The organism is Paenibacillus pinisoli, from assembly GCF_003605435.1.
Taxonomy (GTDB): Bacteria; Bacillota; Bacilli; order Paenibacillales; family Paenibacillaceae; genus Pristimantibacillus; species Pristimantibacillus pinisoli.
This window is the reverse complement of sequence record NZ_QXQB01000004.1, coordinates 288,296-304,768: the sequence shown is the minus strand read 5'-3', so window position 1 is coordinate 304,768 and position 16,473 is coordinate 288,296. Positions and strand designations below refer to the sequence as shown.

The window sequence follows — 16,473 nt, the reverse complement described above, 5'->3', positions numbered from 1 at the left end:
GGCTCGTTGGCCCGTGAATTCTCCCTTCTTCCGCTAATGCCCCGCTCTCCGAGCTTTCTCGAAGGAATAGCTCCTTTTTTTCTATGGAGAGATTCTCCGATTGGTTTAGATGAACGTCCGCGTTTTAGCCGAAGCGATTTTCTGTTCCGCCTTGGATTTGGTATAGCCCTGCACCTCCTCCTTATGTTCATATATTTTTTATGACTGAACCTATCAATTCATACCATTCTGGGCTTGCCATGCCGATAAAGGCTAATCCTTTCATCATCAGGGTTTCATCCAATGAATCTATTTCGCATGTACAAGCTCAAAAAAACTTGTCCGAATGAATAGTCCCAAAATGGTACAATTCTGTAAACGATCAAGGAAATAAAAATGAACCGTTCTCTCGGCTTATGACAATAGATAGATGAATGGCCATTCAGGAAGGAGAAGTTACTTGACTATTGAAGAGTTGATCGAGCTAGTTAAGCTGCATGGAAAGTCCATATACGGCTTCTGCTTCCAACTGACGGGGAGCAAAGAAGATACCGACGACCTGTATCAGGAAACATTCCTCAAAGCCTTGGAGCTGCGGCACAAGCTGGATGCATCCCGCAATCCAAAAGCCTTTCTCATAGCCATCGCTATCCGGCTGCAGCAAAATTACCGCCTCAAGCTTGCCTGGCGGCGAAAAATTACCCCTACAGCCCAGCTTAACGATGCGGCGTACCTCTTCCTGTCAGCTGCAAGCGAAGCGTCGCCGGAGGAATCCTTGCTGTCGTTAGAGCTTCGCGCCATGATTCGCAAGGCCGCCAGCAAGCTCAATGACAAGCTTAAGCACCCGCTTTATATGCATTACACAGCGGATATGACTATTGAAGAGATTGCCGAAGCGCTTCGAATCCCTCAAGGAACGGTCAAAAGCAGGCTGCACAAAGCCCGCAAAATGATAAAGCAAGTGTTGGAGGTGGAATCCCTATGAAAGATGCGGATCTGGAGCGTGTACTCCGCCAATCATTGGCTGCCGATGCTGAGCCCGATGAACGACTCCATTTATCCCTCATTCATCAATTAAAGGAGCGCAATACCATGAACTTTAAATATCGAAAAAGCTTATCCGCAGGATTATTGGCAGCCGTCTTGCTGCTTGTCCTGTCTGTGTCCGCCTATGCCGCAACTCAGTTATTCAGCGCGAAACAGGTTACCGAGATATTTGGAGACCAATTGTTAGCAGAAGCTTTTGAAAGCGCCGATGCCATAGAAATTAATCAGTCCAAGGAAGACGGCGATTATCGCTTTATTCTTCACGGCCTTGTATCGGGAGCAGGTTTAAGTCAATTCAAACATTCGGCAGAAGAAATCTATCCGGACAGAACCTATGCGGTTGTGTCGATAGCAAGACAAGATGGGCAGCCGATGCCAGCAACTGCTGATGACGAATACGGCAAAGTTCCGTTCTTTATCTCGCCTCTCATTAAGGGACTGAAGCCGTGGCAGTTCAACATTGCTTCCATGAACGGAGCCTACAACGAGACCGTTATCAACGGCATTATGTACAGATTGATTGAATGCGATCAGGTAGAGATATTTGCAGATCGGGGCGTATATTTGGCCATTAGCAGCGGCAATACATTTTTTAGAAACGAAGCGTTTTCATTCGATGAAGCTACAGGCGAGATTGAGGCCAAAGAAGATTATAAGGGCGCGGCGGTGCTGTTCGATCTGCCTCTCGACATTGCTAAAGCAAATCATGAAGAAGCGGAAGCCTATATAGAAAAGCTCCTTCAGCCGTCACAGCTGAAGGCTGAAGCGCATCCCGACCAAGAGTGGATGGAGTGGATTAACGAATTGAGGCTGAAATTGCGGGATGGCGAATCGATCGGCTTGGTGATTCCAGAATCGGTGAAAGAAGTTACTTATGACAGTTCAGGAAACTTCCAATATGAGTATAAAGATTGGAGCTTTACAGCATCTCCCGAGGAGTTCTTTAGAGAGGGCCAGGTTGGCGATTCCGACAGGTTCTCTGTCAGCGGAAAAGACGATCTCTATTGGGCCAAACAATTCCACCGGGACGAGAACGGAATCATTACCGGCAGAATCATTAAACTTGATCCCCAGCAGTAACGACCGCATCCGGTTTCCGCATCGATTGCTAATTAAAGAAAGCCGCCCTGTAGTCTGAAGACTGCCAGGACGGCTTTTTTCTATATAAGCTTATGTCTATACCATTTGTCTCCCCGGAAGCGCCACGCGAAGATGGCGCCGCGGACGCCCCATTCGGCGACCATCGCCACCCATACGCCCATCAGGCCAAAGCCCAATGTAATGCCAAGAACGTATCCCAATATAATGCGGAACAGCCACATTGACAGCAGAGATGCGATCGACGTAAATTTGGAATCTCCTGCTGCCCGCAAGGCCGACGGCATGATGAAGCTGAACGACCATACGATCGGCTGCGCAATTGAGATCAGCAGGATCAGCGAGAAGATGGAAGGCACGATCTCCTTCGGAGGAGCGTACAAATTGACCAGCATCGGGAACAGAAGCAGCAGGATGACCGTAATGACAATAAAGAAAATCGTAGACAACCCGATAAACGATTTCACAAACTTCCTTGCATCCTCGATATCCCTTCGCCCGATACACTGGCCGACTACCGTCACAACAGCGACGCTTAGCGCCGTCCCGCCAATCTGGAACAGCATCGAAAGCGAGTTGCCGATCGCATTGACCGTAATAGCCAGCGTGCCCAGGTGAACGATGAATGTCTGGGTCAATAGCTTGCCGCCGTTGAAGAACATTTGCTCCATCGCAAATGGAATGCCGATAAACAGAATTTTTTTCAGAATCGACCAATGAACAAGGAAGGTGTCCCTCAGCTTGATGCGAATGGTCTGATTATATTTAAACAAATAAATCATTGATACGGCCATCCCCAGCACACGGGCCAGAATTAACGAGATCGACAAGCCGACGACGCCCATATCGAACACTTTGATTAACACAACATTAAGCAGAAAATACGATACATTCAAAACCAGCGATAACATCAGACAAGCCTTGGTCTCTGCAACGCCTCTAAGCACGCCGGTGACGGCTTGATAGATCGCGATAAACGGGTACGAGATGCAGCTGCCGATCAAGAAGATCTTCGCATTATGCAGCACATCGGCATCCGCGTTGCCGAACAGCAGGGTTAAGGTAGACGAATGAAACACAATGATGAACGCCGCAATAACGACCGATATGATAGCTACCGACGATATAGCTTGAGAAGCTGACTTTGCCACCATCTCCCCATTGCCGCTGCCCTTGTACTGGGCTACGATGACGGTACCGCCCGTTGCAATCGCAACGAACAGGTTCACCAGAAACATATTGATCGAATCGACCATGCTGACCGCGCTGACGGCTGCAACACCGGAGGAGCTGACCATGGCGGTGTTCATAATGGCCATTAATACGATAAACGCCGAGTCTACAAAAATGGGAATAATGATTGCGAATATTTGCTTGTAATCCATCGAGTTGCCCGTAAAATACTTCGTTAACAACGAGTCGCTCTTCCGTTGAATGACGGATCGTATGCCACCAGCCACAGCCTCATCACTTCTTTTCCTGTTGTTCTGACTTATCCACGTCGCTGTCCATAAAGAAAGCCCGATCTATTCAACCTGAATAGAATCGGACGTAATCTGTCATATGACTTCTACCCCAGTATAACAAAAAAACGGCGAATGTGCCGTTTTTCCGAAATTTTATTTTATTTATTGTAAAGAGAATCGGCATAAGTGTTCAACTGGTCCGCTACGTCAACTGCTGGTGGATCAAGTAATAGTATAGGCCTCTGGCCTCCATCAGCTCTTGATGCGATCCGCTTTCGACGATGCTGCCTTTATCCATCACGATGATGCGGTCCGCATGCTTCACCGTGCTAAGGCGATGCGCAATAATAAGCGTCGTCCTGTTCTTCAGCATCCCATCCATATTGCGCTGAATCAGCCTCTCTGATTCCGTATCAAGCGCGCTAGTCGCCTCGTCGAACAACAGCAGCGGAGGATCGCCTAGCAATGCTCTTGCAATAGCAATACGTTGGCTTTGACCGCCAGACAATCTCATGCCTCCCTCGCCAATCATGGTATCGTAGCCTAGCGGGGCTATACGGATAAAATCGTGGGCGCCAGCCATAACGGCAGCCGCCTCAATATCCTGAATGGACGCATTCGGGTTGCGGAATGCAATATTGTCCCGTATAGAGCCGCGGAAGATTGCCGTCTCCTGCTGCACAACTCCGATATGGGCACGCAGCGATTCTGCATCTAGGCTTCGCAGATCATGGCCGTCCAGCAAGATTGCCCCGCTTGAGGGGTGATACAGCTTTGCCATCAGATTCGCAATCGTGGATTTGCCGGAGCCGCTCCTTCCAACCAATGCGACTGTCTGCCCCGGCAGCATCTCGAAAGAAACATTCTGCAGCGCATTGGCGCCGTCTTCCTCGTAGCGAAACGTGACATTTTGCCAAGATACATGCCCTCTTACGTCTGCAAGCTTACGAAGTCCATCGCCATCCGGCTGCTCGGGAGCCGTCTGGAATACATCATCCAGCCGCTCCATCGAGATTCGCGCCTCCATGAGATCATCCAGCATTTGAACCAAATAAGCCAGCGACTGAGTAACCGTCGCCAGAAGCACGGTGAACGCCACCAGCTCGCCCGCCGTCATCTCATCAGCCAGCACGTAGCGTGAGCCAAAGAACAGCACGAGGATCGTGCCGAGCGTTCGTATCCATTCGCTGCCCGCTTCCGCCGATACCCACAGGAATACGCCTTTGAGCCGCAAATCCATGGCAGTCTTGAACTTATGCTTAAGCTGGTCGAACATCTTGCGCTCAGCTGTCAGGCTCTTAACCGCAGCCATATGCTGCACAACTTCCACCATAGTCGAATCGGAATCGGCCTCCGCCAGAAATTGCTTTCGGCTATTCTTCCTCATTCGCGGGCTGACTACATAGATCAATAAGGCATACAGAGGAAAAATAATAGCCGCCAGCAAAAATAGCTTTGCATTGTAATAAAGCATAAGAGCGCTGTAGACGACAATCGTAACCAAATCCAAAATAAAGCCCGACGCGCTGTTCGTCAGCACATTGCGAATCTTCTCGTTCTCATTCACCCGCGCCAGCATATCGCCAACTGTCCGTTCATTAAAGAACGAAAGCGGAAGCCTTAGCACATGCTGATAAAAGGCATGGATCATATTCATATCAATCTTGAGTGCCGTTCGGGAAGCTATCCATTGCCGGATAAAAATAAAGCTTGTATTCGCCAGCGAGATGCCCAGCATAGCCAGAAGCAGCATAAGCAGCAGCGCCTCATCCTTGTCGGCCAGCACCGTATCGATAACCTTCTGGGTAAAGACTGGCATCGATAGCGAAAGCAATTGAATGACGACAGACATGAAGAGGACAAGGGCCAGCATCCGGGCATGCGGCTTCAAGAATGAGACATATCGGCGCATCGTAGAGCTGGTGCCGCCGCTTGCCTTCATCGCATCTGTTGGCGCAAGCTGAAGCAGCATGCTGTTCCAGCCCGCGGTGAATTGCTCGCGGGTCAGCTTCTCGATGCCGACCGCGGGATCGCCTAAGATGACATGCTCATTAGTAATCGCATAGACGACAACATAGTGATTGCCTCTCCAATGCGCAATAGCCGGCAAATGCAGGCTGGCTAGCTCCTCCATGCCAGTACGATAGCCCTGCGCCGCGAAGCCAAGCGACTGCGCCGTCATGCTCAATTGTTGAAGCGTCGTCCCCGAACGGGAAGTCCTGGCAATCGCCCTAATCGCATGAACGGGAATTTTTATCCCATAATGCTTGCCTATCATGCTGAGACATGCCGGACCGCAGTCCATTTCGCTTTGTTGGAGCACAAGCGGATATCTCCGCCACAATCGCTTGCGCGCTTTCATCCCATCAGGAAGGAGCAACGGCTGGCCAATGGTTGCGCTGCCATCATATTCAGCTACTAATTTAAGCTCTTTGTTGCCCGTGAGATCCGTTTGCTCCTCAGTATTCTTTGCTGCAGCAGCACTCCGATTCGCAAGACCGCCTATGCCATAAAGCTTGGCGGCATTGCTGACGATCCCCTCCTTCATATCCGGATACATGCGCATCAGCACGTCCATCACTTCTTTGGACAGCCGGAGAAGAGTCGATTCTTCCGTCATTCGAACCGTTCGATCAGATGCAACGGCATCCAGCAGCGATAATCCGCCGAAGTAGTCGCCCTCCAGAAGTTCGCCATGCCACTCGCCTGTGCTTTCTGACACCACCTCCGCACGTCCGGAGCGCAGAATATATAGGAAGTCTCCCACTTCCCCCTCCGTGACTACAATCGTACCGGCTTCATAACGGCACACCGCCATTTTACCCAACAGGGAATGCAAGACACTGGTTTCAAGCCCGGAAAATAAAGGGGATGTCTGCAAAAAGGTCAGCGTGGAATCCGAAGCAATATACATGTTCAAGTAGCCTTCAAGCTCCGGCTGCAGCAGAAGCAGCTCTGCGAAGTCTTCCTTCTCCAGCTTCCACAGCCACAGCTCGGTCGAAGCCCGAACCGTCATATCGGCGATTTCCTGACCAAGCAATCCGCTCTCGCCAAAATGCTCACCAGGCTGCAGCAGACCCAAATTAATCTCGCCCCCGTCCGCCTGCACCTTGATTCGTCTTGCTTGTCCCGTTGCAATAATATAAAAAGCTTCAATCGGCTTGCCCGTCTCGATAATCGCTTGTCCCATCTGATAATGCTCTGGCACAAGCCTTTGCGATAAGAGGGCCCTCTCCTGCTCATTCATAACATCAAAAAGAGAGACCCTGTTTAACAGCGATTCCAACTTGCTTCACACCCATCGACGGTCTTATATTTCATATCTGCCACATCGCATAGTGAATATCGACTTCCTTCATCTGCTCGCGCAGCCATTCCTCGAACAGAATCGTTCCTATTCGGCTTCTAAGAGATTCATTGAGCCGCGCGCTTTTAATTTCCTCTATTTTAAAGATCAGATAACCTTGGTTGGTCCTGAGTGGCCCCAACACTTCTCCAGCCTGCGCACCGAACACCGCGGCAGTTTCAGCCGGGGTTAAGCTGTCGCGTCCAACCTCTCCGGCGTATCCGCCCGCTCTTCTTGTCTCGTCTTCCTCGGAAAATTCGCGCGCAAGGCTATGGAAGTCGCCGCCTTCTTCGATACGGAACAGCAGCTCGCGCGCAGCGCCGTATTCCTTCAGCACAATTCTGGAGACGATCGCGGTATCGAAGGATTGGCGATTTTCGTAGTAATAGGGCTCAATCTTAGGCTGGGAGAAGTGCTCAGCCGCTTTCGACTCCAATAGCTGATCCCGCACCCGATCCCCCAAATCCTCTAAAGTCATGCTATGACGTTCTAGCCACTCCAAAGCTGAAGCAACCTTCAACAGCCCTCGCTCGCGGCGAAACACATCAATGCCGCCCTGCAGCTCCTCATCCGAAACCGTTAATCCCGCTTGCTCCGCATATTGGCCAATAAGCATCTGTCTTGCCTTAAGCTGAAGGACAGCGATAGCTTGATGATTGCGGACGTACCTCAACAACTCCGTATGCGTAACAGCCTGACCTTTGACCGTCATTAAAACGTTATTTATTGACATACAGACTCCTCATCTAAGTTCATAAATAGGATGAAAAGAAAGAATCACCTCATTGTAGAGGTGATTCATCTTGATCAATCTTCAGCCGCCTATCCTAGCTCATATAAATCGTTCTACCTGGCAATACAGCTTTGTTGCCCTGCAATTGAGCCGAATTCGTAACGGAGCCGACGTTATATCTATTGGGTCCTACTCCGCCTGCCACTTGGTTCATCTCTTGTTCGGTCAACATTTTCCCTTCATCCTTCAATTCTTCAAGACGAAGCTTTGGCTTGGACTCCTTTGATATTTGTTGATTGTTCTCTGACATGTTCTCGCCACCTTTTAAAATTTCAATTGTTTATTAGTAGGGATAGTTTTTCCATTCATATTAATGCCGGCTGTGCCTTGAAGCTTTCCAACTCCAGCTCCGCCCGTAACTTGCTTCATTTCTTGCTCGGTGAGCGCTTTGCCTTCTTCCCTCAATTCTTCCAAATGTAATTTCTGTCTGGACTCTGACGAAATTTGCTGATGATTTTCTGGCATTTCTATTCACCTCTTCATCGTAGTCTGGTTTAGTCTACAGGAAACGACAATATTGTTAAAGCAACCAAAGTTGTCATTTGATAGAGAGGAGTGTTACGATCGTAACACTGTTTTTATGTTAGTAAATGTTGGTTGATAAGCTGATAGAAAGGAAGAGATATAAATGAAAATGGAGCAGCAACAATTCGAGGTTCGGGGCATGCGATATGTCATTCGATCAGCCGCAGCAGGAGATGCGGTGGAATTATCGAAGCTTCGTGTTAGGATCGACGGCGAGACTGAGCATATGGATCGAGAGGCGGGAGAAGCTTTTATCGATTCGAAGGGATTTGAAAAGCTGATTCAGTCAGATAGCGAGTTAGAGCGTAATTTATTTCTCGTTGCACAAGCGGGCGGCCGTCTCGTCGGTTTCTCCAGATGCGAGGGCAATCAACTAAGACGACTTGCCCATAAAGCGGAATTCGGGGTTTGTATTCTAAAGGAGTGCTGGGGATACGGTATCGGAAAGGAACTGCTGAGAGCGTCACTGGCATGGGCAGACTCATGCGGCATCACCAAAATGACGTTAAGCGTACTGGAGACGAATACAAGCGCTATCCGATTGTACGAGCGATGCGGATTTCAGATTGAAGGCGTGCTTCAGAATGACAAATTATTATCCGACGGGCAATATTATAACACCGTAATCATGGGGCGCTTTCGCGAATAGACGCCCCACGGCGGTATTGCGCTTGCCGGACAATAAGCCTCTCTTGGCTGCTTGGCGCAGCTCTCCATGGATAGAGCCCGCAGCGGTTAGACTAGCTGTTTCTTGTCGCGCTTACCCAGCTGGGTATAGGGTATCTGCTCGACCAATATGATTTCCTTTGGCATCTGATAACGCGCAGCCCGGCTGCGCAGCCACTCCATAAGCTGTTCAGCGTTTTGGCGGGACTCCGGGACAAGCTGAACGTAGGCCTTCAGCCGCTGCCCGAACGCCTCATCAGGTATGCCGATGACCGCCAGATCCTCGACATGCGGATGCTGGATCAAAATATGCTCCAGCTCGATCGGATACACATTTTCACCCGCAGATACAATTCGGTCATCCGCTCTTCCGCACAAGTAATAAAGACCGCTGCTGTCCCGATATCCCATGTCGCCCGTCTCGATCCACTTCTTGTTTTGGCGCGAGCGGCTAAAATAGTTTTCGACACAGAACTGGCCGACCGCACCGGGTACCGTCTCATTCATATTGGAATCCAGCACATAGAGGGGCACCCCCTCAATTCTCCGTCCGAGCGTATGCGCAGACTGCTTTAAGTCTTGCGGCGAAGCGACAATATTAAGCCCCGTCTCCGACGTGCCGTACAGATTGTACAGCACATCTCCTAGCTTATCGAACGCATGGGCCACCAGCCTTGGATTCAGCTCTGCGCCCCCAGAAGCGATACAAGCAAGAGAACGCAAATCGTCAGCATTATGCTTCAGCATTTTGTCCAGCATAAGCGGAACAACGGACGCTGCCTGCACCTGATGCTCCCGAATCAGCTCGCATGCCTTAGGCGCATGGAAGCCGCTTGTCAATACAATCTTTTTGCCCAGAGCAACGAACAAGAGCAAAATCGCAATGCCATAGCCGTGATAAATCGGCGTTGCAATATATCCGGTATGGTAACGTACGAGATAAAGCCGTTCAAGCAGCGTATAGAACGGATTCAAATAATGGAATAACGATGGCTTATGCGGCACCTTTTTCGACTTGCCTGTCGTGCCGCCCGTCAGAAGCATAATGCTGCCCGATGATGCACGATGGTGCCCGCTGCGCTTTTTGGCAGCCGTCCCTGCTGAAAGCAAGTTAATGGCAGGTTTTTGTTCGTGGTAGCTTAGCAGCTTTCCTTTGCTGTATGCCGCTTGTTCTATAAAAGGCGATAGCTCCTCGTCATAGACCAGCAAATCAAAATCATAAGCCGTGAGCAAGTCTTGCAATTGATCTTTGTTCATCTCAGCGTTCAGCAGATAGATATCCGCTCCTGACCAAGATAATGCGAAGATAGCTTTCACCAGCGATGCGTGGTTGCGGCACAGGAGCGCAGCCTTGCTCCCCGGCCTGATTCCATAGTTCTCCCGCAGCGAAACCGACAACACTTCGCATTGACCCAGCAGCTCGCGGTAAGTAATCGTCCCGCGGTCATCCGCGATGGCGGCAGACTCTCCATAGGTTCGCTCGGCAATTTTCAGCAGCGCCATGACATTAATACCGTAGCGGAAGATAGCGGCAAGCAAACGATACAGGCCCCGTGGGCTCAACATCCCTATTTTACGCATCACTTGCACTAATTTTACGATCCCCATATTCGCTCCTCCCAATTATAATGTCCCCGCAAGCATATCTGCGCCAATCTATCCGTTCTCTTGTTTGCCCCGTTGCTTGCCGTGTTTCCGCGCCATCCATTTTTCCCATTGCCCTCTGAATATGAGTGAAGCTGCTTGGCCTATGAACAGCCACCAGGGCTGCCACTTTGTTTGCTTGGCATATATAGATTTTGCAATAATGCGGGCTACATGCTCCGGGTTCATCGCGGGCATGGACTTGTAGGCGGAAGTAGGCTCGATCATCGGCGTGCGTACCAGCGGCAAATAGATAGATGTCGTGAAGATTCCTGCAGCATTCAGCTCTGGCGCTGCCGAACGGAACCAGGTATCGAATGCAGCCTTGGAGGCTTGATACGCGGACCACTTCGGGAGAGGGGCTAAAGAAGTATTAATAGTAGATACATTTATGACTTGCCCTTGGCGGCGCTCCAGCTCTGGGATAACGGACAGCAGCAGCTTGACTGGAGCCAGATAGTTGATCGACATCGTACGAGTGTAGTCATGATGACGGTCCAAGGACGCAAAGATGGAGCGCCGGATCGACAGCCCCGCGTTGCTAATTACGATGTCAGGGGCATTCTGCTTCTCTCGTAGCAACCGAAGAAGTTCCTCCAGCTCCTCATCCCGCCTCATATCGACAGCAACAATCGTAGCCCGGGCTATTCCTTTCGACTCTATCAGGCTCTTAACTTCCATGAGCTTGTCCTCTCTTCTCGCCACCAGCACCAGATGAACCGGGAATTGTCCAAGCAATAATGCTGTCTGCTCGCCAATGCCAGAGCTTGCCCCTGTAATGAGCACAGTCTTGCCTTGGACCGCCTTTGCCAGCTTATCTTCATTTAACTGTGCGGACGGAAAAAGTAATCTCTCAACTACGCTGTATCTACGCATCGTCATATTCCCTTTATTGGAAAAGTAATGTTCAATATCTCTATTGTCCACTACTCTAGCAGCTGAGACAAGAGCAGATGTGCCGCAACGCATAAACGCTGCCGTACAGCTCGGCTTGCTGCTCCATGCGAGCTCGTTCCGCAAGCTCTAAGCCGAGAAACTCGGCTTGCCGATCCACGCGGGCTCGTTCCGCAGGCTCTATGCCGAGAAAGTCGGCTTGCAGCACCTTGCGAGCTCGTTCCGCAGGCTCTATGCCGAGAAACTCGGCTTGCAGTTCCTTGCGAGCTCATTCCGCATGCTATAAGCCGAGAAACTCGGCTTGCCGATCCACGCGGGCTCGTTCCGCGGGCTCTAAGCCGAGAAACTCGGCTTGCTGATCCACGCGGACTCGTTCCTCGAGCTCTAAGCCGAGAAACTCGGCTTGCTGATCCTTGCGAGTTCGTTCCGCAGGCTCTATGCCGAGAAAGTCGGCTTGCAGATCCATGCGGGCTCGTTCCGCAAGCTCTAAGCCGAGAAACTCGGCTTGCTGATCCACGCGAGCCTGTTCCGCTGGCTCTATGCCGAGAAACTCGGCTTGCTGATTCACGCGGGCTCGTTCCGCAGGCTCTATGCCGAGAAAGTCGGCTTGCAGATCCATGCGGGCTCGTTCCTCGAGCTCTAAGCCGAGAAACTCGGCTTGCTGATCCTTGCGAGTTCGTTCCGCAGGCTCTATGCCGAGAAAGTCGGCTTGCAGATCCATGCGGGCTCGTTCCTCGAGCTCTAAGCCGAGAAACTCGGCCTGCAGATTCTTGCGAGCTCGTTCCGCACGCTCTATGCCGAGAATCTCGGCTTGCTGCTCCACGCGGGCCGGCTCCGCAGACTCCAAGCCGTAAATCACGGCTTGGAGCCTGCGGCTCGGCACAAAAAAATGGCGGTGCCAGGAATAACACCTGGTCACCGCCATCTTAACATCCCTGCTTACCCTTTAAGCGCGGGCTCCTTCTCGGGAGCTGCAATGTTCGCTGCCGGGGCAGCCTTCGCAATATCTAGCAGCAGGAATTCGCCAATCTGCGCGGAAACCGAATATGCAAGCTGCTTTTGACCTAAGATGGCCTGCAGTTCGTCGAGGCTATGCCATGTCCAGCCTGCAACAGTTGCGAGGTAGGATACGTAAGTTTCGTTGTGGATGAATACGAGCTTTTTCGAAATCCGCTGGAGCTCCTTCAGCCATATGCCGGCAATCGGCTCGCTGATCATCCGGTAGAAGTCGGTTACCACGAGCACATCAAAGTAACCCGACGCATACGGCGTATCCGCACCCAGCATGTAGACTACCTCTTTATCCGTCAGCTTGCTTTTGAAATCCTGATAGATATGCTTGTTCTGCAAGAAAATATGCGAGACGTCAAGCTCCTTCAAGAGGGCGTAGCTGTCAGCCCCGACAATAGCGGAGCGTTCCGCGCCCGCGAGGTAGTCGTCATGAAGCCTCCCGATTAACTCCGCGGGATAAAGCGGCGTATAATATTTGATGACCAGCCGATTGAACTTCGACATAATCCCGTCATAGTGCATATCGGCGGAATACGGGTACAGCTCCGTATCGAATGTGTAATGCTTGAAATGCATTTTTTTGCGGTTCATAAAGCTGGTTTTGATTTTCATATCAATTTTGTCGTCTGCGGCATGCGGGAGATGAAGCACGCATATCTCCTCCGTGGCGTACATGGCCGCGCCATGCAGATGCAAGTGGTAGGAGAAGTCTGTATCCTCCGCGCCCCAGCCCTTGAACGACTCGTCGAAGCCGCCGGACTTCACCACGATTTCCCTCGACGCGCTGACCGCGCCGCTCCAGCCCATCGTCCATGGCACATCCATCCGGTTCAAATCGCCGCCGACCAGCTCGAAATGCGCCGTCCGCATATCCTCCCAGCCGGGATGGAACTTCAGCCGTTCGCAAGTGTCCGCCAGGTTCTGCGGCGTAATGCCTTCAATGACCGACATATCCTCTACGTCCGGGTCGGTGAAAGCTCCCAATATATAATGGTACAGCACCATATTCGCGCTGTCTCCGATTCGTCCCACCGATTGTCGGATCATCGTATCCGGGATGACGATTCCGCAGTCCAAGAAAACCAATATGCGCCCTTTGCTCTCGGCAATGCCGGTATTGCGCGCTCTCGATCTGCAGGAATGCTTGTCCCTCGGGATAAAAATATAATTCAGCGAAGGCAGCTTATCGCGGTAAGAATCAACGACTTCGCGAACCGGCTCCGTGGAGCCGTCGTCGACAATGACCACTTCCATCCCGATGCCGCCGAGGTCCTTTTGCCCGCTAATGAAGTATAGCGTCTTCTCCAATTGATCCGGCTTGTTATGCACCGGAATAATGATTGAAATATCCATGCGTTTCATTCCCCTCCATCCTCTGCCGATCTTAGGGAAGGCTTCCGGGAGAAGCCTCCCCCGATGATTAAACTTCCAGCTTCTCCGCTTGCTCGTACTGGTAAGGAGTCAAATGATTGCGCCTGCACAGCTCCTCCACCAGCTCTCCCAATACCTGCTCCTCCGCCGCCTGCATATGGCTTAACCTGGTTACGATGTCTCCCAAAGTGGCATTGTTGCGCGAGTAAAAGTATTTCAGCAGCATATTGCGAAGCACCATCGCCTCGCCTTCCAAACGCGTGTAGCCTTCCAGAGCCCCGTTATCTTCACCCAGCGCGCCCTGTTCCTGCAAATAGCGAATGCGTGCCGTCATCATTTTTTTATGCTCCCATAAAATATGAAGCGGCCTGACGTCCAGATTAATGCTGCCTTCGGCGGTCAGCCTAAAGCCTTCCTGCAGTCCCTCGTAAATATCGAGGCCATAATACCCTTCTATGCTTTGATAATAGAATCGCAGCCGCTTCGATGTATCGACGCCATTCAAATAATCGCTCATGCTGTCCACCATCGTCTGCAGCTCCAGATCGAATCTTCCCAGCTGCGCGCCGTAGCGCGAACCGCCGTATTCGCGCGGCTCAACCTTGCGGCACAGGCTGATTCCCTTCTGCCCCGTATCCTTGTAATAAGCAAGGCCGAAGTTCTCGAAGGTCACTTCCTGGAAGGAAAACTGCCGGTTTTTATCAAAAATCGCAATGTTGTAAATTTGACGGTTCAGATCGTAGCCGTATACCATCAGGTCATGGCTGAAGTGATGCGCGCCGTTGCTGATCGAGTTTGGGATATAATATTCGTCCACATACGTCGAGCAATAATAGCCTCCATCAATATGCCGCTTCAGGAAAGCGTGGATATCGACACCAAGATCGGCCAGCATGCCCTTGCACGTCTGCCGGTACTTGAGCCACGGCACATTGCCGAACAGAACCATCAGATTAGGGAAAAAGTCGAGGCGATACTCCCCGATTCCGATATAATCCTTGGAGATATAGAGCTGATTGTAATGGGTGTAAATCCATGGCTTGCACTCCTCATAGTTTTGGAGAATGCCCAGCACATAAGCATGTCCCAGAAATCCGTATACGTCAGGAATGGTAAAAGGCAGCTTCCTTACGCCGTCGAATTCACTGTCCTCTGTACGCACAGCTTCGTTGCTCATCAATAGTCCCCTTCCTCTGTTAGAACGATTCTTTGTCGGCGAACATTCTCGTGCAGCGGTTGCACATCATCAGATTGGTCGTTTTCAAATATTCCCGGAAGCTGGTCGCACGCTCGCCCTCCCACATCTCCTGGAACGAATTTTCATAGATATTGCCATACTTATAGTCCGGCAGATCGACGCAAGGATACACCTCGCCTGTTCTGCGAATCACCATCTCATGCCAAGGCGCCACGCACTTCGTACGGCCGAACACATTGTCAATATCGGTGAAATATTCATGGATATCGACGAAGCTGGACGTGTCGACGCCTTCGGATTCCCAGATCTCCTCCAAATCCTTCTTAAGCGCCAATGTGTCAATGCCGATATCCTCTTCCACAAAGCCTTGCCAGCCGGCGGATACATCGCAGTTCAGATGCTCTTTCATCTGCTTGGCGTACGCCAGGCCGCGCTCCTGTGTCGTGAACAAGAGAGGAGCGAAATTAACCGACAGATCGCGGCGCTTCAGCCAAGGATTCTTGGAATCGTGAAGCACGACATTCGCATCCTTGAACCGCTCGCGCAGCGCGCCAAGGAAGTCCTTGATGCTGTGATAGTTGTATTTGGAGAGCACCATCGTAATATTAATGAACGGGAACATCTTTTTGCGCCGGCGTTTTTCTTCGATCAGAGCATCGATGTTCTCGCAAATCGTCTTGAAGCTGCCCTTCCCGCGGATGGAATCATGGAATTCCTCCGGCCCGTCGATTGAGATGTTCATCGCTACAATGTTTTCCATAATGAATTGAACCTGCCGTTTAATAAGCGACCCGTTCGTCAGCAGATAGATATTCGCCTTGCGGCTGCGCAAATACTCTACCAGCTCGGTGAAATTCTTGTACAGCATCGGCTCGCCGCCGGTAATGATGACGCTGAGGTTTTTGTTCACCTCGGTTACGTCATGAAGGAATCGCTTCAAGACATCGATATCGAGCTGCTCGCGAATAGCCCGTTGAGGCTCCTTGAGCGCCCAGCCGGTCTCGCCCCAGATGTGGCAGAAGCTGCAGCGATAGTTGCACATTTCCGAGGGAAACAGCGTCAGCTGCTTAATTTCCGGCTTCAAATTTTGGACATGCTCGACTAACGCCGTTCCACCAAGACTGCCTGCTTTCGTCAACATATAAGAAATCCCTCCTCGTATTGGCTATTCTTCACTCGACGTGGCGATGTACTGCATAATGGCATTAATGCTGCTGAAATTGCGGAAATCCAGATCCTCATCCTTCCAAGCGACGCCAAACTCCATCTCTGTCGCGATAACCAGCTTAATGAACGTAAGCGAATTTATGCCTAGCGAAGACAGCTCATCATCCGGTCCAATTTGGTCCAGTGCAGACGGATCGTCCACGTTGTCTCTTAACAGATTGATTACCTTTTCTCTCAATTCCTCTTCCGTATGGATCACCATATCTGT

General features: G+C 50.9%; 16 protein-coding genes. 3 read left to right on the top strand and 13 right to left on the bottom strand.

Going from position 1 to position 16,473, the window contains the following annotated elements:
- The first annotated feature begins 439 nt into the window (after positions 1-439).
- Both D3P09_RS18480 and D3P09_RS18475 read left to right on the top strand, forming a co-directional pair.
- Positions 440-964 (top strand): RNA polymerase sigma factor, encoded by a 525-nt coding sequence (locus tag D3P09_RS18480; protein ID WP_120112880.1) that lies wholly within the window; start codon positions 440-442, stop codon positions 962-964.
- Complete coding sequence (locus tag D3P09_RS18475) at positions 961-2,106, top strand: hypothetical protein (RefSeq protein WP_120112879.1); 1,146 nt, start codon at positions 961-963, stop codon at positions 2,104-2,106. Before D3P09_RS18480 ends, D3P09_RS18475 begins: the two co-directional genes overlap by 4 nt.
- Before the next feature lie 80 nt (positions 2,107-2,186).
- Here D3P09_RS18475 and D3P09_RS18470 read toward each other — a convergent pair whose 3' ends face one another.
- From D3P09_RS18470 to D3P09_RS18450, 5 genes are all read right to left on the bottom strand, one after another.
- Positions 2,187-3,509, bottom strand: a complete 1,323-nt coding sequence (locus D3P09_RS18470) for an MATE family efflux transporter (protein ID WP_120113339.1) — start codon at positions 3,507-3,509, stop codon at positions 2,187-2,189.
- A gap of 283 nt (positions 3,510-3,792) precedes the next feature.
- Entirely contained in the window at positions 3,793-6,780 is a 2,988-nt protein-coding gene (locus D3P09_RS18465) for an ABC transporter transmembrane domain-containing protein (RefSeq protein WP_165867499.1), read from the bottom strand.
- Positions 6,781-6,907: 127 nt separating this feature from the next.
- Positions 6,908-7,669: a peptidylprolyl isomerase gene (locus D3P09_RS18460; protein WP_120112877.1), complete on the bottom strand. Its 762-nt coding sequence runs from the start codon at positions 7,667-7,669 to the stop codon at positions 6,908-6,910.
- 94 nt (positions 7,670-7,763) lie between these two features.
- Positions 7,764-7,979, bottom strand: coding sequence for a hypothetical protein (locus D3P09_RS18455; RefSeq protein ID WP_120112876.1), 216 nt, complete (start codon positions 7,977-7,979; stop codon positions 7,764-7,766).
- A gap of 14 nt (positions 7,980-7,993) precedes the next feature.
- Entirely contained in the window at positions 7,994-8,194 is a 201-nt protein-coding gene (locus D3P09_RS18450; protein WP_120112875.1) for a hypothetical protein, read from the bottom strand.
- Positions 8,195-8,357: 163 nt separating this feature from the next.
- On the opposite strand from D3P09_RS18450, the gene D3P09_RS18445 reads away from it, so the two are divergent.
- Positions 8,358-8,903 (top strand): GNAT family N-acetyltransferase, encoded by a 546-nt coding sequence (locus D3P09_RS18445; RefSeq protein WP_120112874.1) that lies wholly within the window; start codon positions 8,358-8,360, stop codon positions 8,901-8,903.
- A gap of 86 nt (positions 8,904-8,989) precedes the next feature.
- Here the strand turns inward: D3P09_RS18445 and D3P09_RS18440 are convergent, their stop codons facing one another.
- From D3P09_RS18440 to D3P09_RS18410, 8 genes are all read right to left on the bottom strand, one after another.
- Complete coding sequence (locus tag D3P09_RS18440) at positions 8,990-10,528, bottom strand: AMP-binding protein (RefSeq protein WP_207892516.1); 1,539 nt, start codon at positions 10,526-10,528, stop codon at positions 8,990-8,992.
- A 48-nt stretch (positions 10,529-10,576) separates the two neighbouring features.
- Complete coding sequence (locus D3P09_RS18435; RefSeq protein ID WP_120112873.1) at positions 10,577-11,440, bottom strand: SDR family NAD(P)-dependent oxidoreductase; 864 nt, start codon at positions 11,438-11,440, stop codon at positions 10,577-10,579.
- Positions 11,441-11,495: 55 nt separating this feature from the next.
- Positions 11,496-11,666, bottom strand: coding sequence for a hypothetical protein (locus D3P09_RS27755; protein ID WP_165867498.1), 171 nt, complete (start codon positions 11,664-11,666; stop codon positions 11,496-11,498).
- A 72-nt stretch (positions 11,667-11,738) separates the two neighbouring features.
- The gene (locus D3P09_RS18430) at positions 11,739-12,383 is read right to left on the bottom strand and encodes a hypothetical protein (RefSeq protein ID WP_120112872.1); all 645 of its coding nucleotides are present in this window, start codon (positions 12,381-12,383) and stop codon (positions 11,739-11,741) included.
- A gap of 14 nt (positions 12,384-12,397) precedes the next feature.
- A complete protein-coding gene (locus D3P09_RS18425) occupies positions 12,398-13,831 on the bottom strand; it encodes a glycosyltransferase family 2 protein (protein ID WP_120112871.1) in 1,434 nt (477 codons plus the stop codon).
- A gap of 58 nt (positions 13,832-13,889) precedes the next feature.
- Positions 13,890-15,017, bottom strand: coding sequence for a hypothetical protein (locus D3P09_RS18420; protein WP_120112870.1), 1,128 nt, complete (start codon positions 15,015-15,017; stop codon positions 13,890-13,892).
- 19 nt (positions 15,018-15,036) lie between these two features.
- Complete coding sequence (locus D3P09_RS18415) at positions 15,037-16,179, bottom strand: radical SAM/SPASM domain-containing protein (protein ID WP_120112869.1); 1,143 nt, start codon at positions 16,177-16,179, stop codon at positions 15,037-15,039.
- 24 nt (positions 16,180-16,203) lie between these two features.
- A complete protein-coding gene (locus D3P09_RS18410; protein ID WP_120112868.1) occupies positions 16,204-16,467 on the bottom strand; it encodes an acyl carrier protein in 264 nt (87 codons plus the stop codon).
- Positions 16,468-16,473 lie beyond the last annotated feature (6 nt).

Excerpts from the sequence above, each read along its gene's own strand:
- D3P09_RS18475 (WP_120112879.1), top strand. The coding sequence starts at position 961 with ATGAAAGATGCGGATCTGGAGCGTGTACTCCGCCAATCATTGGCTGCC.
- D3P09_RS18470 (WP_120113339.1), bottom strand. The coding sequence starts at position 3,509 with ATGGATTACAAGCAAATATTCGCAATCATTATTCCCATTTTTGTAGAC.
- D3P09_RS18465 (WP_165867499.1), bottom strand. The coding sequence starts at position 6,780 with ATGGGACAAGCGATTATCGAGACGGGCAAGCCGATTGAAGCTTTTTAT.
- D3P09_RS18460 (WP_120112877.1), bottom strand. The coding sequence starts at position 7,669 with ATGTCAATAAATAACGTTTTAATGACGGTCAAAGGTCAGGCTGTTACG.
- D3P09_RS18455 (WP_120112876.1), bottom strand. The coding sequence starts at position 7,979 with ATGTCAGAGAACAATCAACAAATATCAAAGGAGTCCAAGCCAAAGCTT.
- D3P09_RS18450 (WP_120112875.1), bottom strand. The coding sequence starts at position 8,194 with ATGCCAGAAAATCATCAGCAAATTTCGTCAGAGTCCAGACAGAAATTA.
- D3P09_RS18445 (WP_120112874.1), top strand. The coding sequence starts at position 8,358 with ATGAAAATGGAGCAGCAACAATTCGAGGTTCGGGGCATGCGATATGTC.
- D3P09_RS18440 (WP_207892516.1), bottom strand. The coding sequence starts at position 10,528 with ATGGGGATCGTAAAATTAGTGCAAGTGATGCGTAAAATAGGGATGTTG.
- D3P09_RS18435 (WP_120112873.1), bottom strand. The coding sequence starts at position 11,440 with ATGCGTAGATACAGCGTAGTTGAGAGATTACTTTTTCCGTCCGCACAG.
- D3P09_RS18430 (WP_120112872.1), bottom strand. The coding sequence starts at position 12,383 with ATGGCGGTGACCAGGTGTTATTCCTGGCACCGCCATTTTTTTGTGCCG.
- D3P09_RS18425 (WP_120112871.1), bottom strand. The coding sequence starts at position 13,831 with ATGAAACGCATGGATATTTCAATCATTATTCCGGTGCATAACAAGCCG.
- D3P09_RS18420 (WP_120112870.1), bottom strand. The coding sequence starts at position 15,017 with ATGAGCAACGAAGCTGTGCGTACAGAGGACAGTGAATTCGACGGCGTA.
- D3P09_RS18415 (WP_120112869.1), bottom strand. The coding sequence starts at position 16,179 with ATGTTGACGAAAGCAGGCAGTCTTGGTGGAACGGCGTTAGTCGAGCAT.
- D3P09_RS18410 (WP_120112868.1), bottom strand. The coding sequence starts at position 16,467 with ATGGTGATCCATACGGAAGAGGAATTGAGAGAAAAGGTAATCAATCTG.